Below are 22,711 nucleotides of genomic sequence, written 5' to 3' on the forward strand. Positions count from 1 at the left end.
ATAACCGGCGTATCCGCATAACCCGCCAACGACACCCGATCAATCTCGATCACCCGCCACAGCGTCATGCCCCGGCCGGGCAGTTCGAGTCCGTCCGCAGCGCGGGTCAGCACGCAGACCGGGCGTACGGTTTCTATTATGTGCTCGATGCGCTCGGCCGGATGCTCCGGATCCAGCGGCACGTAGGCGCCACCAGCCGCGAGCACCGCATACAGTGCGACCACCAGATCCACCGATCGCAGCATGCCCACTGCCACCGGCGTCTCCGCCCGCACCCCGAGCGACACCAGCAGCCTGGCCGTCCGATGTACCCGGCTCGCGAATTCGGCATACGTCAGCGACTCACCCTCGCAGGTCACCGCGATCGCCTCCGGTGTCAAAGTCACCTGCGTCTCGAACAGCTCGACCAGCGTCGCGGTCGGATCCACCGGATGCGTGGTGGCATTCCAAGTATCCAGTACCAGGGCGTGTTCCCCAGCGGTCAGCACATCGATCGCCCCGACCGGAATGCGCGGGTCGGCCACCACCGCATCCAGAACTCGACACAGACGCAGCGCGAACGACGCGACTGTGGCCGGATCGAACAGATCGGTCGCGTATTCGAAGACCGCGGCGAGGCCTGCGGCGTCCGATGCCTCGGCCAAGGACAGCTGCAGATCGAATTTCGCTGTTCGCGTGTCGATGTCGAGCCAGGTAGCGGTTAATCCGGTCGGCGAAAGCTCGACCCGCGCAGTGTTCTGGAAGTCGAGCATCACCTGGAACAGTGGATGCCGCGCCGCCGACCGCTCCGGGCTGAGCACCTCGACCAGCCGTTCGAACGGCGCTTCGGCGTGCGCGAAGGCAGCGAGGTCACGATCACGCACGGCCGCGATCAGATCGGTAAACGACAATTCCGCCTGGACATCGGTGCGCAGCACCACAGTGTTGACGAACATGCCGACCACCTCATCCAGCGCCGAGTCTCCTCGACCTGCCACTGGAGTTCCGATCGAAATATCTTGCTGTCCAGATAGTTTGGCCAACACAGTGGCGAAAGCGGCATGCAGCACCATGAACAGCGAAGCATTCGCCTCCTGCGCAATCTCCCGCAACCGGTGCAGCGTCTGCGCATCGATCGTGAACTCGTGGCGCGCGCCACGACCTGATGCCTCAGCCGGTCGTAGGCGGTCAGCAGGCAACGCCAATACATCCGGCGCACCGACCAACGCATCGCGCCAGTACCGGATCTGTTCGGCCAGCGCCGACTCCGGGTCGTCCTCAGACCCGAGTACCGCGCGCTGCCACAACGCATAGTCGGCGTACTGCACTGGCAATGGCGTCCAGTCCGGAGCGACGCCGGAGCGGCGTGCGGCATAGGCCTGCATGAGATCCCGGGCCAGCGGCGCAAGGGACCAACCGTCGGCGCTGATGTGATGCAGCGCGACAACGAGAACGTGCTGCTCATCGCGCAGCCGCAGCAGCGTGAACCGTATCGGTGGCTCACGATCGACCAAGAATGGCGTGGCCACCAGTTCGCGGATACGCTCGGCCACTCGCCTCTCATCGACCGCCTCGGTGCGCAACGCGACCTGTGCTGCCTCGACCGGAAGCACCCGCTGATGTGGGATACCTTCCACCGCCGGATACGTGGTGCGCAGCGACTCGTGCCGGGCGATCACGTCAGCGACCGCGTCCGCGAGAGCGGCGTGTCCGAGCGCCCCTCGCAACTGTATCGCCGCGACCAGGTTATTCGCCACCGACGCCGTGTCGAACTGGGCGAGGAACCATATCCGCTGCTGCGCATATGACAGCGGAACCAGCGAGGGCCGAGACCCGGCGACCAGCGGGAGCCGGTTTCGCACTCGGCTTCCATCGCTCAACTGCGCGGCAAGCGCCGCAACGGTCGGGCACTCGAACAGCGTGCGCACCGGAACATCGGTGTCAAGTGCTACAGCCAGGCGTGCCACGATCTGCGTCGCTACCAGTGAATTTCCACCCAATGCAAAGAAATCGTCGTCGAGTCCGACGCGATCGACCCGCAGCACCTGCTCGAATACCTCGGCAACCGCCTGCTCAGCGACAGTGCCCGGCGCACGGAACGCTATAGCGACCGGCGTCGGTTCCGGCAACGCTTTACGATCCAGCTTGCCCGAGGCGGTCAATGGCATCGCAGACAACGCAACGTACATCGAAGGCACCATGTACGAGGGCAACACCAGACGCAGTCGCTGTTCCAGTTCCGCGGTGAGCCGGTCGGGCGCGATATCGCCGACGATGTAGGCGACCAGTGCCTGACCGGTCGGCTGTGTGAAGACCAGTACCGCTGCCGCACGCACATCATCCATTGCCAGCAGCGCCGCTTCGATCTCGCCGAGCTCGATCCGCTGGCCGCGCAGCTTCACCTGGAAATCGCTACGCCCCAGATACTCGAGTGCGCCGCCACGGCGGCGGCGCACCAGATCTCCGGTCCGGTACATCCTGGCGCCCGCTGGTCCGAATGGGTCGGCGATAAAACGCTCAGCAGTCAGGTCGGCGCGGCCGTGGTAACCACGCGCCACTTGGACACCAGACAAATACAGCTCACCAGTCACGGTATCCGGCATCGGTCGCAACCGAGCGTCGAGCACCATAGCCCGTCCCGCGTGCACAGGGCGTCCGATCGGGGCCTGGCCACTGGTGACCGGGTCTACCGGGGCGTGGGTGGCATGCACGGTGAATTCGGTCGGACCGTAGAGATTGTGCAGCGCCGCAGGGCTCACTGCGGCGAATGCAGCAGCGGCCTCACCGGTCATCGCTTCTCCCGCGACGAGCACGGTACGCAGAGAGGCGATCTGCTCCGGCGCGACCGCGTCTGCGAACACGGTGAGCATGGAAGGAACGAAAGAGGTCATGGTAACCCGGTGCGCGGCGATAGTCGTCGCGAGATACTGGGGATCACGGTGCCCGTCGTGCTCGGCGACGACGATCCGCGCACCCGCGGCCAGTGGCGCGAACAGCTCCCATACCGAGACATCGAAAGACGCTGGAGTCTTGAACAACACCACATCCCTGGCGCCGATCCGGTATTCGCGCGCAATCCAGTCGATTTGGTTGACTACTGAATTGTGCTGCACTGCGACGCCTTTAGGCTTTCCAGTAGAACCTGAGGTAAAGATGACATAGGCGGCGCCTGCCGCGTACAGCGGAGCGCGGCGGTGTACGGGGGCCACCGGAGCGGCGGAGTGCTCCACCAGGTCGGGCGAATCGACCGCGATGATCGGCGTTTCCGGACGTGCCGCGCGGGCGCACCGATCGGCCAGTTCAGCAGTCAGGTGGTCACGGGCGCGGGCCAGCACACAGACCGGACGCGCAGCGGCGATCACCTGCGCGATTCGGGCCGCCGGCTGGTCCGGATCCACCGGTACATAGACGCCACCCGCGGTCAACACCGCATAGACAGCGATGACGAAGTCGATCGAACGCCGCATGCCGAGCACAACCAGCTGCTCCGGGCCGACGCCTGTGTCGATCAGCAGACGCGCCAAGCGATTGACCGCATCGGAGAACTCCGCGTAAGTCAGCAGGCGCTCATCGTCGAGCACCGCGATATCGTCCGGGCTACGCCGGACCTGCGCTTCGAAGGCGGTGAGTAACGTATCCGCCGAGTTCACTGTGCCTGTGGCTGCCTGACCCGCCTCGATCGCGCGCAGCTGCTCGGCGGCATCGAGCAAAGGCAGGTCGAGCACCGCGATATCGGGGTCGACGATGCATGCGCCCAGGAAGCCGACCAGTTGCCGCGCATACCCCGCGATGGTCGGCTCGTCGAAGAGATCCGTGGCATAAGTGAACTCGGCTCGAATCCCCGCTGGTGCCGAACCTTCCTCGTGTCCGGCACCAGCGGAGTTCTCGGTGACCGTGAGCTGCAGATCGAGCTTGGTCACTCCGATGTCCACGGTACTGGTGTCCACCGACAGTTCGGGCAGTTCGAAGGCGATTGCCTCAGCATTGTCGAAAGCGAGCAGCACCTGGAACACCGGATGGCGCGCCTGCGAACGCGGTGGGTTGAGCACCTCGACCACCTGCTCGAACGGCAGCTCGGCGTGTCCGAAGGCAGCGAGATCGTGCTCACGTACATGTGCGAGCAATGCCGTGAACGGTGCGGTGACATCGATGCGGGTGCGCAGCGCCAAGGTATTGACGAACATGCCGATCAGGTCGTCGAGCGCCCGCTCGCCTCTACCTGCGACCGGCGTACCGATCACAATATCGTCGCTGCCGGACAGTCGCGACAGCAGCGCGACCAGTGCCGCATGCACCAGCATGAAGGTAGAGACACCGTGTTCACGTGCGATTTCAGCCATAGCGGCGGCCAGCTCGCCTGGCAGCTCGAAAGCGAACACCGATCCCCGACCGGACGCGACCGCAGGGCGAGGCCGGTCTGCGGGCAAGTCGAGCTGGTCGGGTGCCCCTGCCAGCGCTTCGGTCCAAAACGATATCTGGCCGGCCAACGGCGCAGCCGGATCATCCGCGGAACCGAGCATGTCGTGCTGCCACAGGCTGTAGTCGGCGTACTGCACCGGAAGTGGAGCCCAAGCGGGCGCTCCGCCGCCACGGCGCGCCCCATAGGCGATCATCACATCACGCGCCAGCACCCGCAGAGACAAGCCATCGGCGGCAATATGGTGCAGGACGAGGGCGAGGGCGTAGCTGTCATCGTCCACCCCGAAGATCTGGGCCCGAATGGGGATCTCGCGCTCTATATCGAAACCGCGCGCGGCGAACACGGCCAGTCGAGCGTCGAGTTCAACAGCGGAGATGAGCTCCGGCACATCTATGATCTCGGCCACTTCTACCGCAGGCAGCACCCGCTGCCACGCAGCGGGTCCTGTGACATCGCCGGGCGGCAATGCGGGGAAGACCGTGCGCAGCACCTCATGCCGGGCGACCAGGTCCGCAAGTGCCTGCCGCAGCGAGCCGACATCCACCGCACCGCGTAACCGCACTACGAACGGCATATTGTAGCTCGCACTCGATCGCTCGAACCGATTGAGGAACCAGATGCGCTGCTGTGCGGGTGAAAGCGGAACCAATGGCGGCCGAGGCCGAGCCGACAACTGCGCGACTACCGACGCACCGCCGGACCCACCGGCCTGTTCGACGATTTCAGCGAGTTCGGCGACCGTGCTGGCGGTGAATACCTCACGCACTCCGAGCGAACAGTTCAGGTCGGCGCCCAACCGAGCGGCGACCTGGGTCGCTACCAGACTGTTTCCACCGAGGGCAAAGAAGTCATCGTTGCGCCCGACTCGCTCGGCTCCGAGCACTTCGGCGAAGACGCGCGCGACAGCCTGCTCCACAGCAGTCGCGGGCATGACGTAGTCGACCGAGATCCGAGTGGGAGCGGGCAGCGCACCTCGGTCCAGTTTCCCCGATGCGTTCACCGGCAAGGTATCCAGCACTACATAAGCGGCGGGCACCATGTACCCCGGCAGCGCCCTGGTCGCCGCGGCCCGGAGCCGGTCGGGCTGTACCGCACCCGGGCGCGCCTCTAGAACGTAGGCGACCAACTGTTCACCGACACCCGCGTCGTCACGCACCACAACCACTGCGCGGAGCACCGACTCGACCGCTCCGAGCACAGCTTCGATCTCACCCAGCTCGATCCGCAGGCCCCGCATCTTCACCTGGAAGTCGGTGCGGCCGAGATACTCCAGCTCACCGTAGGTGGTCCAGCGCACCAGATCACCGGTGCGGTACATCCGGTCGCCCGCCGCAGCGATCGCATCCGGGCCGCCGAATGGATCAGCTACGAACCGCGACGCGGTCAGCCCCGAGCGAGCGAGGTAGCCCCGGGCAAGCTGTACCCCCGACAGATACAGCTCACCCGGCATCCCGATCGGTACTGAGCGTAACCGCGAATCGAGCACATAGAGTCGAGTGTTGAACACTGGCGCGCCGATCGGCACCGAAGCAGTGTCCACGTCGGTCACTTCGTGATAAGTGACGTCGACTGCCGCCTCCGTCGGGCCATACAGATTGTGTAACCTGGCACCGGTCAGCGCCCGCAGCCGCTGCGCGAGCGCGCCTGGAAGCGCCTCACCAGAAGCGAACACCGAACGCAAGGAACTCTGCCGGTCCACCGGCTGCTCAGCGAGGAACGCCTCCAGCATCGATGGCACGAAATGCACCGTGGTAATCGCGTATTCATCGATAACCTCACGCAGGTAATCGGGATCCCTGTGCCCGTCCGGCGCCGCGAGCACCAGTGTCGCGCCAACCTGCAACGGCCAGAAGAATTCCCATACGGAGACATCGAACGTGGCCGGAGTCTTCTGCAGCACGACGTCGTGCGCGGACAACGCATAGGTCTGTTGCATCCATACCAGCCGGTTCGTGATCGCGCGGTGCGTGATCGCGACCCCTTTGGGGAGTCCGGTCGATCCGGACGTGAAGATCACATAGGCCGGATGCTCCGGCCGCAGTGCGGCGACTCTTTCTCGATCCCACACCGGTCCAACGGCATCGTCCTTCTCGAGCTGGTCCACGCGCAACAACGGTGCACCGTGCAGGTCGGGATCCGGCCCCGACCCAGCGGTCAGCACGCATGCCGGTCGAGCCGTAGCCAGGATGTGTGCGGTGCGCTCGGCTGGGTGATCGGGGTCGAGTGGCAGATAGGCACCACCAGCGGCGAGGATCGCGTAGATCGCGATCACCAGTTCCGGAGATCGACGAATATGCAGCGCCACCAGCGTTTCCGGACCAACCCCCAACCTGATCAAGCGCCGCGCGAGCTGGTTGCTGCGTGCAGCGAACTCACGGTAGGTCAGGTCCGGCGTACCGGTGGCCCGCAACGCCACCGCGCTCGGTGTGCGGGCCGCCTGTGCCTGGAACATCGAGACCAGCGTCGCCATAGGAGCCGGACCCGCGCGAAACCTCGCCAGCTCGGCTTCCACATCGAACCCCGTCTCATTCCAGATCCGTGTGCTGACCTCGAGTTCCAGCTCAGTGGCGACATCGATGGCAGACAGCGGGGTATCCAGCTCAGCGGCGAGCAAACGCTCCAGGTAAGAAAGAAACCGGGCGTGGTGCCGGGCGATGTCATCGGTGGTGTAGAGGTTCGGATTGGCCTCGAAGTCGACATGCACGCGATCGCGGTCGCCGTAGTAGACGTTGAGGCTGAGATCCTCGACCGGTCCAGTGGACAGCACATGGTAGCGTCCCGCTGTCGTACCAAGGGTGAGATCGCTACGGAACAGCATGATGTTGGCCAATGGGCCGAACAGCCCGCGCCGCGCGAGCCCACCGGCGCGTTCGGCGTCCCGATGGATGTCCTCATGCCGGTAACGCTGGTGGCGTAGCGCACCGGCGACCTCTACCCGGGTAGCACGCAACAGTTCACCCCAGCTCACGTCGAGCCCGAGGCGCAGTGGCACGATATTCGACAGCATGCCTGCCGAACGACGCAGTACCGCGGTGGTGCGCGCGGTCACCGGCAGACTCAACACCGCCTCGTCCCGGTCGGTCAATCGGCCCAAGTAGGCCGCGAATGCCGCGAGCAGCACTACCGCCGGTGTCGAATCCTGACTCGTCGCCAGGACATTCATCTGGTCGACCAGCGACGGAGCGAGTGCTTGCCCAGCGATCAGATTCGTCGCGCAGCGCGGCGCGCTGCGGCCGTGCAGGCTCGTTACGGCATCCAGCCCCGCCACCCGATCGGCCCAGTGCGCACGATCCTTCTGATATCGCGTGGTATCCCGGTAGGCGAGCTCGGCCTCGGTCAGCGCGGCCAACGTACCCGGCCGTACGACCTCGGGTTCGGTGCCGAGCACCCGCGCGGTGTAGCGCTCGGCCACTCGCATGGTGTTGGTCAGCGCGCCGTAGCCGTCGAGCACCATGTGGTGGGCCCGGAGATACCAGAAGTACCGACGCTCGGCTACGCGCAGCGCAGCGCCCGCGAACAGCCGATCGGTCAATAAATCGACTGGCGCGCTCGCGTCGGCCCGCATCCATTCGTGTGCCGCGGCCACTGGATCGGCGTGGTCACGCAAGTCGATCAGCGGAATATCGACCGAGAGCCCTGGATCGACAATCTGGTGTGGTACACCGTCGGATTCGCCGAGCCGCACCAGCACTGATTCGTACTCACGGGCTGCCTCGACCGAAACCTCTTGCAACAACTTGACGTCCAGCACACCCTGAACATCCACGTATTGCGCGACATTGATCGGCACCTCCGGATCGAGCAGCTGGGCATACCAGATGCCGAGCTGGGCGGGCGCGAGCCTGAACGACTCCGGTGCGCTCGATGTCGGCTCCTGATCAGCGGTTCGCTCCGGTAGCACGCTGAACCCACCCAACTCAGTACCCTGCACCAGAGCCTCCTAACCGGCAAAACAACTGTCCGAACGCTTTTGGGCAGCACGAGACAACCGCTACACCCGGCTACATAACCGGGGCGTCTGGAGTTGGCCACCACATGTGTTTCGGCAAAAGGCGTGAGCGGTGACACCACGCTCGCGCGGATCCGACAGATTTGTGAAGAAGAGATCGGCGACCGACTGGTCGCCGCCGTGGCGGGCGTGTAGCCTGCCAACGGCCTCGGCTAGCTTTTGATCGTTCCTCCAACGTCATCGCTGTGGCTCAACCACCACAGCTATGTCAGTTACATCACACGGATGTTATCCGTGCATTGCAGACAGTAGGCGTTCCGTTAAAAAAACGTACCCATTTCACCCAAAATTCTCTTAAAGAACTCACAGGAAGGACATTCGGGCCGGAATCTTGGACACAGCTGTGCGCGCGACCACATTTTGCCGCGCGAGCGCCCTGTCGCGCTGTTGGCCCAGCACCCTAAGCGCCAAAACGTTGCATCTGCGTTGCATCGGCGCCCAATCGCCGGTCGAGTACCCGCATTTTTGCCTCTATCTGCATATATATCGGCGAATTGCGATCGATGGTCGCACGGTAGGCCGCCCAGGCCACAGCGTCGTCGCGGCCTTCTGCGCCCGCCGTCCAACGGCGCAGCACTTCGGAATCGCCTGAACCCAATACCGCGGTGCGTAATCGCACCCGCAATTCATCGCGAATATCTATAACTCCCGGCGCGGTCGAACGGGGCAACACCGGCCCGACATAGAGCCGTAATGCGGAATCGATATCACCGGAATCGAGTGCGGCGCGTAACGCCTCGACATCAGTGGCGATCGGAACACGCAAACGATAGGGCCGCGAGCCGACGACTGTCGCACCGACCACCGCACGCAGACGTGACATCGCTGCCCGGATGGTGCCGTTGCCGAGATCAGTGTCGTCGAGTAACAACGCGAGATGATCGGCACTGAGCCCTTCCGGGTGTTCAGCGAGTAAGAGCAGGATCTCAGCGTGCCGTTGCGACAAGGGCACTCGATCATCCGCGACGCTCAATTGCGGCTGTCCGAGACCGAGCACGTCGAACCCGAGCCTGCCCGCTGGGTACGGACGCGCGGTGTCGTGCCCGGCTGCCGCACGCTCCCCGGATCGCATCGCCGTGAGCAGCAAGTCCATCTCCGCGGCGGTAGCCGCCGCCTTGACCAACGCCAAGATCTCCGGTTTGGCTACGCGGACGCCACCGGCGATCATCAAAACCCCGACCAGCCTGCCGTCCGGATCGTGCACTGGCGCCGCGGCGCCAGTGATCAGATGCATTCGGTGCAGGAAATGTTCTGGGCCATGCACCCATGCGGCTCTACCGGTACGCACGACCATGCCGACCGCGTTCGTTCCTATGCGGCGCTCGCTGAGGTCATTACCTGCTCGCAGGCCGATCTCCGCCACCGCCGCTTCCTGTTCGAGGTTTCCGTGCACCGAAAGCGCCCGACCGAACTGATCGGCGACCAGGACGATCAAACCCGTTCTGACCGCGTCCTGCACCAAAAGTTTGTCGATCAGCGGCATCAGCGCGGCAACTGGATGCGTCTGACGATAGTGCTGCAGCTCCGCGCCACGCAGACCGCGGCCGTCGAGTACGTCCATCGGGTCGACCCCGCCGCGTATGCTGCGTAACCAGGATTCGAGTACCACGGGACGCAACAACCCGGCGAGCCGGGGGAGCTGATCGCCACCCAAGCTGAGATATCCGTGCGCCTGGGCAGCATAGGCCTCGAGCGCACCGAGCTGGGCTTCCGGCTCGACGCCATACCGTGGAGAGCGTCCACCCGCGATGTTGCCGACCATTTGCCTTTCTTTCCGCACCAAACTTTACCGGTGCTTGTAGAACGGCAACGACGGATACTGCGGTTTGTCCGCCAGGTCACACTCCATACACTTCGCAAAGAAATGTGACCTAGCCGTATTTCACTTCATGTGGCGAGGTATGCGGCCGCCTTTTCCGCGATCATCAGAACCGTGGCCTGCGGGCCACGACCCAATGGCACGGGCACCACAGAGAGGTCCACAATGGACAGTCCGGTCACCCCGTACACGCGGCACCACTCGTCAACGACAGCTGCCGCATCGTATTCCCGCCCCATTCGGCAGGTTCCTGATAAATGTTGCAAAGTATCCAGCTTCGCGTGTAACCAAGCGTCGAGATCCTCCCGTTCCGGAATCGAATCAATCAGTCGGGCGTTCATTCGCCGCAGGAGTCCGGCAGCTATCGGTACCGCCGCGCACAGCCTGGCGCGGTCCTGCCCTTCGGCGAGATAATGGTGGTCGATCAGTGGCGCGGCGGTAGGGTCGGCCGTGCGCAGACGGAGCACGCCGGATGAGCGCGGGCGCATCAGTCCAACACCGAGCCTGCGCACACCCGGCATAAACGACATCGCGTAGGGCCGGATTTCGACATCACCGACTTCGAGCACAGATTCCAGCGCGACCGCGGGCGATTCAGCAGAATCGAGCACGTAATCGATCCCGATCTCGAGATGATCGCTGAACCCGGCACCGACTCCGGCAGCGTGCACTACCGGTATGCCCAGTGCGCGTAGCCGACCCGGATCACCGATGCCGGAGCGCAGCAATAGTGCGGCCGACTCGATCGCACCGGCGCTGAGCACAATACGGTCCGCCCACTCTGTGTCGAGTTCGCCGTCACGCACGCAGTCGACTCCGACCGCCCGCGATCCGTCGAAACGGATGCGGGTGACGTACGTTCCCGCAGCGACGGTCAAGTTCGGCCTGCCCAGAGCAGGCAGCAGATAACCGAGTGCGGAGCTGATCCGCCTGCCCTGGTAGCAGTTGCACGGTACCGCACCGACACCATCACCTGCCGTAGGCGCATTAAGGTCGGGCACCTCAGTGAATCCGGCGGCCAGACACGCCGCAGTGAACGCCGCGCTGACCGGGGATAGCGCCGACGAGCGCTGCACCGGAATCGGGCCACTGCTGCTGTGCCAGGGCCGCTCGCCGAAGTCCAGGTCCCGCTCGATGCGGCAATATGCCGGGAGCACAGCATCGTACGACCATGTCGCACAATCACCGAGCTGCCTGCTCCATGCAGTGAAATCCGCTTCAGTGGCCCGGACGAAGTAACAGCCGTTGACTGCTCCCGAACCGCCGATCACCTTGCCGCGCACGATGGACGCCGATACCGAAGGATCGTCGGCCAGGGTGACCGGGTAACGCCACAGCCACTCCGCCTCCGGGCCGATCGGCAGCACAGCCGCGTCCAATAATTCGGCAGGGATCGCCTCGGCACTGCTCCACAGCGGACCTGCCTCGAGCAGTCGCACAATATGCGCCGGATTCGCGCTCAGCCGCTCGGCCAGGACACTACCGGCGCTACCGCCCCCGATGATGAGTGTGTCGACCATAACGATTCTCTTCCACCTCTCGGCACGGTGCGCGTTATCGAGGCCTGCGCGACGACAGAGCAGGAAACAACCAGTTCATCGCGGATCTACCGAGACGGCGAAGTAGGCTTCAGTGCTCGCGGACTGCGTGTGCGAAAGGCCCCGAGCCACAGACCGGTGCCATATGCGATGTCGTCGAGACGTTTGTAAGCCAGGTAGCGCACTGGATCGAGCCCACCCGCATCCCGATGGGTGAACCAATCGGCCAGACCGTCCGCAATAGCCATGGTGATCGCGATACGCCGAATCCGCCGGGAGAGAAGTACCGCGAGCAGCGTGATCGGCCAGTAATGTCTGCATATGGCCGAGGCCAAGCGCCAGAGCCCGGCGAAGAAGCCACGCGCCAGATAGATCGCGGCGATTCGGGTCGGATTGTCCAGCTCGGCAAAAACACGCCGTAGCCGGATCAACACCGTACACAAGGTGACGAGCCCGCCGAGTAATCCCCATCGGGTCAACGTGGCGAAAAAGAATCCGGCCAGCACTGTCCACGACGGCACCGACAGCGGTGAGATCATTCCCGCATGCCGCTCCCCGAGCGGTGCGGCGCCGGTGCCGTAGAACAGTTTTCGGCCGAACCAAGCGCGGAAGCTGACCCGATGGTCGTGCGCCACGTGGGCGGCAGGCTCGTAACGCAGTCGCCAGCCCGCCCGCTCCAGCCGCCAGCACAGGTCGACGTCTTCAGCCACTCGCATCGACTCGTCGAAACCGCCGTGGTCCAGCAACGTCCTGCGGCGCACCAGTAGTGCCGCACTCGGCACATAGGACACCAGTCCCCGCGAGCGCACGGCCGACTCACGCCTACCGAGATCGAGCGAGGAACGGGTGTGCTCGTAGCGCGCCAGTGCATTCGACTCCGGGTCCAAGGCGACGATCCTCGGAGCGACCAGCGCCACCCCTGGGTCGCTGAAATGGCCGAGCATTACCTCCAACCAGCCACTGCGCGGCACCACGTCGGAGTCGAGGAACGCGACGAAGTCGGTTGTCGCCGCGCGCAAGCCGGCATTGCGGGCAGCGGCGGGCCCCCTGGTCCGATCGTGTCGCAACACCGTCACCCGGCACCGGGTGCCGCGTGCGCGTGGTATTCGGACCGGCTGGTCCGAACCGTCATCGACCACGATCACATTGTGCCCACGCAGCACGGCGAGCAGTCGCGCCAGCCCCTCGGCGTTGTTGTGCAACGGCACGACGATGGTGACGTCCTCCGGCGAAGGCAACAGCCGCGGGCGCGGATTACCCACACCGGAGTCGAGCAGCCGACGAGCAACGATAGCGGATTTCGGGCCATTCACCTCGAAATACCCATCGCCGATCAGCGCAGCAGCCTCTGGGGCGAGTCGTAGCAACCGAGCAGGGGAACCACCGAGCAGGACCCGACCTCCGGAGTATGCGCGTACCCGAGGGTCGATCCGCACCCCGAATCCATCGGGCAGGCGATCATGGCGCATTCCTGGCATGTTAGGCGGAGATTCGCGTGAGAACATCAACGATCCACGCAAACCGGCCGAATTTTGGTCGAAACCGGAGCGCCCGCGAGGGCTACCCGCGCACCACCGGAGTGCGACCGCGGGGGGATACGCACAGCCCAGCATTCGGCTAACGAGCGGCTATCTCCAGGTCGCAGATCGGGCATAGGCCAACTACACGCTTTCAGCATACTTCTAGCAAACTCTATGATCTTCTGCTAATGGGCTCTCCGCACAAGCCCGTGCAGGCGGATGTGGTTGCGCCGATTCGGCCGGGCGCGTCGTGCTCAGGTTCATCGTGCTCAGGTTCAATGGGACCGGCCCCGGTCCGCGCCCGCTCGTTCGCGATGCCGCCCTGCGGGAGTGGTCGATCGACGAGCGCGGGATCACCCGGGTGGTATCGGCCAGTGCCACCTCGCCATAGCCCTGCACGCATTCCGGGTCCGGGCCGTCGGCAGGTAATCCAGTGAAGAATTTCGCCGCCATGCAGCCACCCCGGCAGGCGTCGTAATGGCTGCACGAAGCACACGCGCCGGCGCCACTGGGCGCACGTAACCCGGCGAACAACTCTGAGGAACGCCATACTTCGTCGAAGCCACCATCGGTAACTACATTCCCGGCGAGAAACCGGTCGTGGATGGCGAACGGACAAGCGTAGACATCGCCGACCGGGTCGACCAAGCAGACCACCCGGCCCGCTCCACACATGTTCAGACCCGGCAGTGCCTGGCCGTACGCGGACAAGTGGAAGAACGAGTCTCCAGTGAGCACGCCCTCGCCGTTGCGCAGCAACCAGTCATAGAGCACACGCTGCAAATCCGGCGTCGGGTGCAGCTCGTCCCATACATCCGCACCACGCCCCGAGGGACGCAGCCTGGTCAAACGCAGCGTGGCACCATACCTTTCCGCGATGGCCAGAAATTGGTCGAGCTGCCCGATATTGTGCCTGGTCGCCACCACCGACAGCTTGGCATCCCGGAAACCCGCTTCCGCCAGATGCTCCAGCGCGCGAAGGGCCATATCGTAAGAGCCGGGTCCACGCACGGCATCATTGACCGCGGCATCCGCACCATCCAGCGATACCTGTACATCCACGTAGTCGCTGGCCGCAAGACGTGTCGCGACCTCAGATGTGATCCGGACCCCGTTGGTAGAGAACTTCACCCCTACCCGATGAGAGACCGCATAGTCGACCAGTTCCCAGAAATCCGGTCGTACGGTGGGCTCGCCGCCGCCGATGTTCACATAGAACACCTGCATACGCTCGAACTCGTCGATCAGCGCCTTGCATTGCTCGGTACTCAGCTCGCGCGGATCCCTTCGCCCCGAAGAGGACAGACAGTGCACACAGGACAAGTTGCAGGCGTAGGTGAGCTCCCAGGTCAGGCAGATCGGCGCGGCGAGTCCGGATTCGAAGCGATCGACCAAGCTTACGGCCCTGTCCGCCGGCGCGCCCACGCCCGCAGGCTGCCGCTCGACCCTTTCCGCCGTCGACGGCGGCGCGGCCACCCGCACAGCGGAAGACGCCGCCGGTACCCGGACGGACGCACCGATGATCATCTCCGAATCGGCCAATTGCGTCAGTGCGGCGAGATATGGCGTGGCACTGCCTTCCGACACGCCCGCCGCTTCCAGGGCTACGCGGAGCGAGGCATGCTCCGACAGCGATCGCACAATTTCGACAATCCGCAGGTTTTTCAGAAACGAGAGTTTTCGCGTGCCGAAATGATAGAGCAGCGCACCGAACGACTCCGACCGCACCGCGACACTCGGATGCAGCTGCCAGCGCGAATCGAGCTCGAGCATAATCGGCCGCCCGTCAGTAGACACCGCACATACCGTCGATGGACACCTCTTCGATAAGACTCTCCGCGACCAGCGGCGGCTCCTCGGCCGACTGTGCGGCGACGGGCTCCACTCGTCCGGCGTTGTCGGTGTCGGTGTGTCCGATAGATCCGAATTCCGGCATGCCTACCTCCGAAGAACTATCCGTGTGCGTGACCGCCCACTGCGGCCCGCGCTCACACGATAACGTCATCAGCTGACAAAAAGGAACAAGTTTCACCTATCGACAACCCTGGCTGGCCCGCGTCCGCCCCGGATGCACGCCACGGCGAGCATCTAGCGATCAAGTCGGCCCGCGGCGCTCTAGACTTCGGGTAGAAAGCAGCTGAACAGAAGGCGACGGGCGATACCGCCCACAGTGGTCGAGGTGGCATGGGAGTCGGACGAATGCAGGCGAATGGGGGCGGTGGCACACTATCGGAGTCCGAGATCGTCGAGGCGGCGTTGCGGGTGGTCCGCGAGGACGGTGTGGAGAAACTGTCCATGCGGCGACTATCTCGCGAACTCGGCGTCTCCCCCATGGCGCCGTACTACTATGTCGCGGACAAACGAGAACTGCTCGACCTCGTCGCCAGCGCAGCCCTGAACGGAGTCCGGACGCCACCTCCTGAATCCGGGCCATGGCAGCACCGATTGCGCGTTCTTGTCGACCAGATCGACGAGAAGTTGCGCAAGCATCCGGGCCTCGGTGACATTTTGATCGAGCAGATGTTCGGCAAACAGTTGGACCTGATCGCTGCGGTAATGGACGTCCTGGTCGAAGCAGGCTTCGACGACCGCAGCGTACTCGCCGCCTATGCGACGATCCACACCTACCTGTTCGGCCGCAGCCGAGTGAATCCGCGAGACCACTCCGCACCGGTCGACGTGACCCTGCCTCCCGTCGTGATGCGCGCCAATAGATACATCGGCGACCTGCGCGGAAGGTACTCCTACGATTTCAGTATGGACGTGTTGATCGCAGGCCTGGAGGCCAAGCTTGTCCACCAGGCGACGACCGACGTACGATGAAACTGAAACACGTTCTAGTTTTGGCGCCATGTAGCGCCCGCGTCAGGTTCGAGAGGACGACATGACCACTGTCGAGGTTCCACACGGCTCACGCTCGGCCGTGCTGCGGGTATCCGCAGTCATCGCAGAGACGGCCGACACCTGTTCACTGGTCTTCGACATCCCCGACGAACTGGCCGAAAAGTTCCGTTATCAGCCGGGGCAGTTTCTCACGCTGCGCATTCCCAGCGAAAGGACCGGCTCGGTGGCTCGCTGCTATTCGCTGGCCAGCTCGCCGCATACCGATGATCGCCCGAAGGTCACCATCAAGCGGACCGAAGGCGGCTATGGGTCGAACTGGGTATGCGACAACGTGAAAGCAGGCGACCGAATCGAGGTGCTGCCGCCTTCTGGCGTCTTCACGCCCAAGAATCTGGATACAGATCTGCTGCTGTTCGCCGCGGGAAGCGGTATCACACCCGTGATGTCCATCTCGAAATCGGCACTGGCACAAGGTGGCGGCCGCATCGTGCTCATCTACGCCAACCGCGACCACGAATCGGTGATCTTCGCTGATGAGCTGCGCGATCTTACAGACAAACACCCGCAGCGACTCCTCGTGATCCACTGGCTGGAGCAGCTCCAAGGCTTGCCGACCGCCGATGCGCTGGCCACCCTGGTAGCCCCGTATCACGGTTACGAGGCGTTCATGTGCGGACCTAAGCCCTTCATGAATCAAGTGCACGATGCGCTCGCTCGACTGAGCGTGCCGAAGTCACGCACACATGCCGAGGTCTTCAATTCCCTTGCCGGCGACCCGTTCACCGGAAAGCCGACGGTCGAGACACCCGAGACCGAACTGGCCGATGCGGCGACCGTCGAAGTCGAGCTCGACGGCGAAGTACATGAGCTGGCCTGGCCGCGCACTCGGACACTGGTGGACATTATGCTGGCCAAAGGGCTGGATGTACCCTACTCCTGCCAAGAAGGAGAATGCGGATCCTGCGCGTGCACGGTACTGGAGGGCGCAGTTGAGATGGACAACGCCGAAATTCTCGACCCGGAGGATATCGAGAACGGCTATATCCTCGGCTGCCAAGCGCATCCGGTGACTGATCGCCTGAAAATCCAGTTTTGATCTGCTCCGAACGGCTCGGCGAGAATTCATTCTCGTGCGCCCAAAATGCGGCCTGATTCGAATGCGGCGGCGGCGGTGGGCAATACGCCCGGCCTACCACTGTTGAGCACCCGGACCGCACCATTGCCGGTAGTCGGGCGTCCGAGGGCCTCGATTCTCCGAATGGTCTGTGCGGCAACGGCTTGCGCGCTGTCGAACAGGCGCACACCGGCCGGGAGCGCGGCCTGGATCTCATCTGCCACCAGAGGGTAGTGCGTGCAACCGAGAACCACACCAGCGACATCCAGCGGAGTCCGTGCGACAGCATCGGCGATCGCGGCGCGCGCGGCACCCAGATCGCCACAGTCGATCGCATCCGCCAGTCCATGGCACGCCACGCCTGTCACTTCGGCATCGCCGCCGAACTTCGCGATCAGATCGGCCTGATATCGGCTCGCCGTGGTCGCCGCGGTAGCCCAGACCGCTACCGAACGGCATACAGCCGCCGCGGGTTTGATCGCGGGCACGGCACCGATCACTGGAACACCGACCCCTACTTCCGCCCGGACGTGTTCCAGAGCTGTGACGCTGGCGGTATTACATGGCAGCACGACTACTTCGGCGCCGGATCTCAGCGATGTCCGCGCGGCATTCACCACCCGCTCGACCACCCACCCCTCCGGTTTCGGCCCCCACGGCGCGCCATCCGGATCCAGCTGCAGTAGCAAATCCACGTCCGGCCGCAGCTTACGCAACCATGCGGAGGTGGGAAGCAATCCCAGACCCGAGTCGATGAGCGCGACGATCACCCGTCCACCGTATTACAACCCGGCATACCCCCCGCACACCATCACGACCACGCCAGGTGATTGCGACCAGCTACGTCGAGGAGCCGTATCGCACGATACGAAGCTCATCCGGGGTATCGCTCATCCGGGGTATCGCTCATCCGGGGTATCTCGGCACGGGAGACCGCCCGTCGAGTCGACAACGGATAGACGCACCGGTCGGCGCGGCCTGGCTCAGCGCGTGGCGAGCAGCTCTGCCACCGGGGCGTGCGCGACGAGTGCGGCGCGCGCTTTCATGACCTGTCCGGTCATCCCAGCCCCGACCACACCGGTCAACTCACCGCCCCTGGCATAGTACGCGAGAAATCTCCGGCCGTCGTCAGCGACGATGTGCACATCGTCGGCGGGTTTCGGGGTACCGAGAGCCTGGATCTTGACGTCGTACTGGTCGCTCCAGAAGTACGGGACCCGAGTGGCCGCGGACGGCTCACCACCCAAGAGCGCACAGGCGAGCAGTTTGGCTTGCTCGCCCGCGTTGGTCCAGTGTTCCACCCGTCGGTGCGCTCCGGTCTCGTCTTGCCAGGCTGCCACATCGCCGAGCGCCCATACCCTGTCCACGCCGGTGCGTCCGACCGCGTCGGCGAGCACACCGCCACCGGCCGACGGTTCGGCAAGCGCGATGGCGGAGCCACTCAGCCACTCGGTCGCCGGTGTCGAACCGACACCGATCACAACAAGGTCTGCGGCGAGTTCCGTGCCATCGGAGCACTGCGCACCGCACACCCGCCCCGCCGGATCACCCCGGAGTGCGTCCAGGCCGATGCCACAGCGTAGGTCGACCCCTTCCGCACGGTGCATCCGCGCGACCAGCGCACCCACCTGTTCACCGAGCACCGAAGCCAACGGTGTCGCCTGGGGCTCCAGCACAGCGACCTCCAGTCCGATCGCCCGGAAGCTCGCGGCCAGCTCACAGCCGATGAAACCCGCTCCGACCACAAGCGCTGTCGCAGGGCTTGTCGCATCGGCACACAGCGCAACGGCGTCGGCATGGCTGCGCAGCACATGCACCCCATGTAGCTCGGGCAGACCGGGTAGGCGCCGCGGGCGCAGGCCAGTAGCGATGATCAGCTGGTCATAATCCAGCACGGCACCGGAGGCGAGGTGGAGACATCGCGCCTCGGTATCCACGTCGACGGCTTCGGTACCCAGCCACACATCGATGCGCTTCTCGGCGTAGAACTCGCTCGGGCGCAGCGTGGTGTCGTTGGTTTCACCTCGCACGAACTGCTTGGACAGCGGCGGACGGTCATAGGGCAACCGCGGCTCGTCACCGACGAGTACGAGATCACCGGCATAACCCATCCGGCGCAGTTCCTCCGCAGTACGCAGGCCGGCGAGACCGGCCCCGACGATCACGATCGGCGCAGTCATACGGACGTCCTTCCTTGGAATCCGACCGCCGAACCGGCGCGATCGGCAGCACCTCGCAGACACCCTAACCTTTGCTTGGTTTATCAATATGTGATGAAAATCACGTTTACCCGCCAACCGAGACCGACGTAATCGTAGTCATCTCGATATTGATCGGCCGGTCAGTCAGGTTTATACCGAAATCAGAAGATATCCCCAGCCCGAGGAGGCACCTATGTTCACCGAGAGCCGCGCACAAGATTTCCTGGCTGTCGTGCTCGGGATCTTCGCCGCACTATCACCTATCTGGGTGGATACAAACACCAACGCCCGCTGGGCGCTGATCGTGCTCGGCGTGCTCATCGCCCTCACCGGCTTCGCGCAGATGGCCCGCCCCACCATGGCGACAGCGGATTATCTGATGGGCCTGTGCGGCGTGCTGCTGTTTCTTTCCCCCTGGGTCATGGACTTCACCGAGTATCGGGGCGCGTCCTGGACCTCGTGGATAATCGGGGTCGTGACAGCGGTAACCGCGGTCGCCGCACTTCCGGTGGTATCGGGGCGGATGCACGGCACTGCCGCACCTCGCTGACATCGACTATCACCGACACCGCACATCACTGATACACGTGTCGCTGACGCGTATGCCGAAACCCCGACATGCCGAGCGTCGCCGCAGCGCGAGAGTCGATAGTGACGCCCGGCAACGCATTCTCGATGCCGCGGAAAAACTTTTCGCGGCACAAGGTTTCGACGCGACCGCGACAGCATCTATCGCCGCGGCGGCTGATGTGCCCAAAGGCCTTGTCTTCTACTACTTCCCGGCCAAGGAATCGATTCTCTCCACGTTGATGTCCGAACGAATGCCCGCGCAGCCGATCGCCGACATCAGCACCTTGGTAGCGCAGGGTGACCCAGCGACAAGCCTGGTCAATCTCGATGCCGCCCTGAATCTGCGCGCCCACCACTCGTCGGTGCTGCGGGTGATCATGTGGCGAGAAGCCGATACCCACCCCGACGTACGGCATCAGCTGCGCCGCCTGCGTGATCAACTGCTGGAGACGACCGCCACTGTATTACAAGCGAGCGCACCCGTTCCGGTCCGTCCAGGCACCCTGCGCGCGTGCGCCACGGCATGGGTCTCGGCCATGTTGGCCCTCGCCAGCACCGAGCGGCTGCACGCACTGGACGATATGCCACTGCCTACCTCGGAAGAAGTACTGAATATCGCCCAGGTCGTCGCCGCAGGGATGGCCCAGATGGGCTGATCACGAAGGATCGAACTCCACCATTACCGACCGGCCCACTTGTTCCGGCCCGTAAGGTACCGATCATGGCGTCCACCAAGAGGTCCGAACTGGTGCAGTCGGTTGTCGAGTCGACCTTGCTCGGCGGCGCCCGCCGGTACAACCGTACCGAGGTCGCCGAACTGTCCGGTACGACGACAGTGCTCACCCAGCGGTTGTGGACGGCTCTCGGTTTCCCGTCGAGCTCGAGCGACACCACGGTCGACTACACCGGGGCCGATATCGCCGCGGTCCGCAACTTCCAGCAGTTGAGCGTGCTGTCCTCCGCGGACCAGCGGCAACAGGCGGCGACCGCACGCACGCTGGGGCAAGGGATGGCTCGCCTGGCGGAATGGCAAGTCGACCTGGTGCTGGCGGAGATCACCAACCGTATCGCCGAGGCGGACCCTGCTGCGGATAAGAGCGAGGTGGTGCGCACCGCCGCCGAGGGTGCCATCGCCACATTGGAACAGTTGAATACCTATGCATGGCGGCGACATCTCGCGGAGTCGCTGTCGCGCTCCCTCGACCCGGAGACCACCGCGGGTGACCCGGTGCGCGAGTTGGCTGTCGGATTCGCCGATATGGTCGGTTACACCCGGCTGACCAGGCACCTGCATCCGGATGAGTTGTCCACCCTACTGGAGGCATTCGAGTCCACCACCACCTCGGCCATCACCGAGAACGGCGGCTGGGTGATCAAGAACGTCGGTGACGAAGTCATGTTCGCCGCGGAGAATGCCGCGGACGCCGCCCATATAGCCCTGGCCATCCAGGAGTCGACAATGATGGTCGGCGGCACTCCGGAGCTGCGCGTCGCCCTTGCCCACGGCCCCGTACTGCAGCGCTTCGGCGACCTGTACGGCTCGGTGGTGAACACCGCGTCCCGGCTCACCGGTGTCGCGCGGCCTGGCACCGTGCTTATCGATGACCGTTCTGCCACAGCACTGGAGAGCGACCCCGAGTTCAGTATCAAACACCTGCGCAGCGTCCGTGTGCGCGGCTTCAGCCGGCTGCGTCCGCACTTGTTGCGCAGGCACGGCAAAAACGAGCGGTAGTCTCCATCGAGACCACATGCGCAAGGGTCGGCGCGGCCATCCTAGGCTCATCCGGTGGACATGGATTGGGCACAACTGCGTGCGCGTTGTCTCCTCGAGGAGGACCCGAGAATTCTAGCGCTGCACAAGCCGGCCGGAATCTCCGTTACCGGGGAACGCCACGACACCGACATCGTGGAGCTCGCGGCTACCGCGGGCGAGACCCTGTTCCCAGTGCACCGAATCGACAAAGTGACTTCCGGCCTGGTCCTGTTCGCGAAGGAACTTCGCGCACACGGCGAGCTGACCAGGCAGTTCAACAAACGAACTGTCGACAAAGCGTATCTGGCCATCGTCGCGGCCACCGGACTACCCGACACCGGTGTGATCGACCTGCCGCTCAGCGTGGGGCGCAAGAACCGAGTGCGGATCGCCGCACCGCGAGAACTGATCCAGTACAAGGAGCATCGGTGGTTCGTCGATGACGGCGATCTACTTCCCACCAAGCACTACCCGTCGCGCACACGTTTCGCGACAGTATCGCGCGGCCGAGCGCATACGGCGCTCGTTGTGCGCCCGATCACCGGGCGGCGTCATCAGATTCGCGTCCACCTGGCCTGGACTGGACATCCGATTGTCGGCGACCCGCTGTTCGACCGATCCGGCACATACGAACGGACCTACTTGCACTCCTGGCGGCTGGAGCTGACCGCCTCATGGCGCATGCCCCCACACTTCACGTTGGCGGCCGATCCCGACGCCGAATTTTGGTGCCCTGTAGACAAATCCAATGAATCCAACAATACCGCGAGCGAAGTGAGGCTCGCGCGCGCGGCCGAACTCCTGCGTACCCTCCGGTAGTCACGACAGACCGCTCCGGCGATCCGAGCACCGGCTCCTGCCCGAGACGCAGTGCCGCACCAAATGAACGACCACGGCGGCGCTCCACTCGGCAGCGGCGGACTATACGCAGGTCAACTAGCCTG

The 22,711-nt window shown here is 64.2% G+C and carries 14 protein-coding genes and 1 pseudogene; 6 read left to right on the plus strand and 9 right to left on the minus strand.

All coding sequences use genetic code 11. The features are described from left to right. The 7 genes and pseudogenes from ACX4ZE_RS09140 to mftA form a co-directional block, all read right to left on the minus strand. On the minus strand, positions 1 to 8,330 hold an 8,330-nt coding region (locus ACX4ZE_RS09140), incomplete at its 3' end, for a non-ribosomal peptide synthetase (protein ID WP_480272906.1). Between the two features lie 478 nt (positions 8,331 to 8,808). After that, on the minus strand, positions 8,809 to 10,170 hold the full coding sequence (locus ACX4ZE_RS09145; RefSeq protein WP_480272907.1) for a GAF domain-containing protein: 1,362 nt from the start codon (positions 10,168 to 10,170) through the stop codon (positions 8,809 to 8,811). Positions 10,171 to 10,295: 125 nt separating this feature from the next. Beyond that, on the minus strand, positions 10,296 to 11,747 hold the full coding sequence (mftG, locus tag ACX4ZE_RS09150) for a mycofactocin dehydrogenase MftG (protein WP_480272908.1): 1,452 nt from the start codon (positions 11,745 to 11,747) through the stop codon (positions 10,296 to 10,298). A gap of 86 nt (positions 11,748 to 11,833) precedes the next feature. After that, complete coding sequence (gene mftF, locus ACX4ZE_RS09155; protein ID WP_480272909.1) at positions 11,834 to 13,234, minus strand: mycofactocin biosynthesis glycosyltransferase MftF; 1,401 nt, start codon at positions 13,232 to 13,234, stop codon at positions 11,834 to 11,836. Between the two features lie 213 nt (positions 13,235 to 13,447). Continuing rightward, positions 13,448 to 14,812, minus strand: coding sequence for a mycofactocin radical SAM maturase (gene mftC / locus ACX4ZE_RS09160; protein WP_480273022.1), 1,365 nt, complete (start codon positions 14,810 to 14,812; stop codon positions 13,448 to 13,450). Positions 14,813 to 14,815: 3 nt separating this feature from the next. After that, positions 14,816 to 15,058 (minus strand): annotated as a pseudogene (gene mftB / locus ACX4ZE_RS09165) (mycofactocin biosynthesis chaperone MftB); the annotation flags it as partial. A gap of 13 nt (positions 15,059 to 15,071) precedes the next feature. Continuing rightward, positions 15,072 to 15,170, minus strand: a complete 99-nt coding sequence (mftA, locus tag ACX4ZE_RS09170) for a mycofactocin precursor MftA (RefSeq protein ID WP_480273023.1) — start codon at positions 15,168 to 15,170, stop codon at positions 15,072 to 15,074. 299 nt (positions 15,171 to 15,469) lie between these two features. Here mftA and mftR2 point away from each other — a divergent pair, with 299 nt between their 5' ends. Beyond that, on the plus strand, positions 15,470 to 16,108 hold the full coding sequence (gene mftR2 / locus ACX4ZE_RS09175; protein ID WP_480272910.1) for a mycofactocin system transcriptional regulator MftR2: 639 nt from the start codon (positions 15,470 to 15,472) through the stop codon (positions 16,106 to 16,108). Between the two features lie 61 nt (positions 16,109 to 16,169). Continuing rightward, complete coding sequence (locus ACX4ZE_RS09180) at positions 16,170 to 17,225, plus strand: 2Fe-2S iron-sulfur cluster-binding protein (RefSeq protein WP_480272911.1); 1,056 nt, start codon at positions 16,170 to 16,172, stop codon at positions 17,223 to 17,225. A 26-nt stretch (positions 17,226 to 17,251) separates the two neighbouring features. On the opposite strand, the gene ACX4ZE_RS09185 is transcribed toward ACX4ZE_RS09180, so the two are convergent. Then, entirely contained in the window at positions 17,252 to 18,013 is a 762-nt protein-coding gene (locus ACX4ZE_RS09185; protein ID WP_480272912.1) for a glutamate racemase, read from the minus strand. A 213-nt stretch (positions 18,014 to 18,226) separates the two neighbouring features. Continuing rightward, positions 18,227 to 19,423, minus strand: coding sequence for an NAD(P)/FAD-dependent oxidoreductase (locus tag ACX4ZE_RS09190; protein ID WP_480272913.1), 1,197 nt, complete (start codon positions 19,421 to 19,423; stop codon positions 18,227 to 18,229). Between the two features lie 214 nt (positions 19,424 to 19,637). On the opposite strand from ACX4ZE_RS09190, the gene ACX4ZE_RS09195 reads away from it, so the two are divergent. From ACX4ZE_RS09195 to ACX4ZE_RS09210, 4 genes are all read left to right on the plus strand, one after another. Beyond that, positions 19,638 to 19,994 (plus strand): SPW repeat domain-containing protein, encoded by a 357-nt coding sequence (locus ACX4ZE_RS09195; RefSeq protein WP_480272914.1) that lies wholly within the window; start codon positions 19,638 to 19,640, stop codon positions 19,992 to 19,994. A 52-nt stretch (positions 19,995 to 20,046) separates the two neighbouring features. Continuing rightward, positions 20,047 to 20,670, plus strand: coding sequence for a TetR/AcrR family transcriptional regulator (locus ACX4ZE_RS09200; RefSeq protein ID WP_480272915.1), 624 nt, complete (start codon positions 20,047 to 20,049; stop codon positions 20,668 to 20,670). Positions 20,671 to 20,732: 62 nt separating this feature from the next. Then, positions 20,733 to 21,746 carry an adenylate/guanylate cyclase domain-containing protein gene (locus tag ACX4ZE_RS09205; protein WP_480273024.1) on the plus strand — a complete coding sequence of 338 codons (1,014 nt, stop codon included), beginning with the start codon at positions 20,733 to 20,735 and terminating at the stop codon, positions 21,744 to 21,746. A 60-nt stretch (positions 21,747 to 21,806) separates the two neighbouring features. Continuing rightward, positions 21,807 to 22,586: an RluA family pseudouridine synthase gene (locus tag ACX4ZE_RS09210; protein WP_480273025.1), complete on the plus strand. Its 780-nt coding sequence runs from the start codon at positions 21,807 to 21,809 to the stop codon at positions 22,584 to 22,586. Positions 22,587 to 22,711: the final 125 nt, after the last annotated feature.

The sequence above is a fragment of the Nocardia sp. TBRC8007 genome, from assembly GCF_056629435.1.

What these genes read in the sequence shown, in the direction of transcription:
- ACX4ZE_RS09145 (WP_480272907.1), bottom strand. Translation starts at nt 10,170, where the DNA reads ATGGTCGGCAACATCGCGGGTGGACGCTCTCCACGGTATGGCGTCGAG.
- mftG (WP_480272908.1), bottom strand. Translation starts at nt 11,747, where the DNA reads ATGGTCGACACACTCATCATCGGGGGCGGTAGCGCCGGTAGTGTCCTG.
- mftF (WP_480272909.1), bottom strand. Translation starts at nt 13,234, where the DNA reads ATGCGCCATGATCGCCTGCCCGATGGATTCGGGGTGCGGATCGACCCT.
- mftC (WP_480273022.1), bottom strand. Translation starts at nt 14,812, where the DNA reads ATGATCATCGGTGCGTCCGTCCGGGTACCGGCGGCGTCTTCCGCTGTG.
- mftR2 (WP_480272910.1), top strand. Translation starts at nt 15,470, where the DNA reads ATGGGAGTCGGACGAATGCAGGCGAATGGGGGCGGTGGCACACTATCG.
- ACX4ZE_RS09180 (WP_480272911.1), top strand. Translation starts at nt 16,170, where the DNA reads ATGACCACTGTCGAGGTTCCACACGGCTCACGCTCGGCCGTGCTGCGG.
- ACX4ZE_RS09190 (WP_480272913.1), bottom strand. Translation starts at nt 19,423, where the DNA reads ATGACTGCGCCGATCGTGATCGTCGGGGCCGGTCTCGCCGGCCTGCGT.
- ACX4ZE_RS09195 (WP_480272914.1), top strand. Translation starts at nt 19,638, where the DNA reads ATGTTCACCGAGAGCCGCGCACAAGATTTCCTGGCTGTCGTGCTCGGG.
- ACX4ZE_RS09200 (WP_480272915.1), top strand. Translation starts at nt 20,047, where the DNA reads ATGCCGAAACCCCGACATGCCGAGCGTCGCCGCAGCGCGAGAGTCGAT.
- ACX4ZE_RS09210 (WP_480273025.1), top strand. Translation starts at nt 21,807, where the DNA reads ATGGATTGGGCACAACTGCGTGCGCGTTGTCTCCTCGAGGAGGACCCG.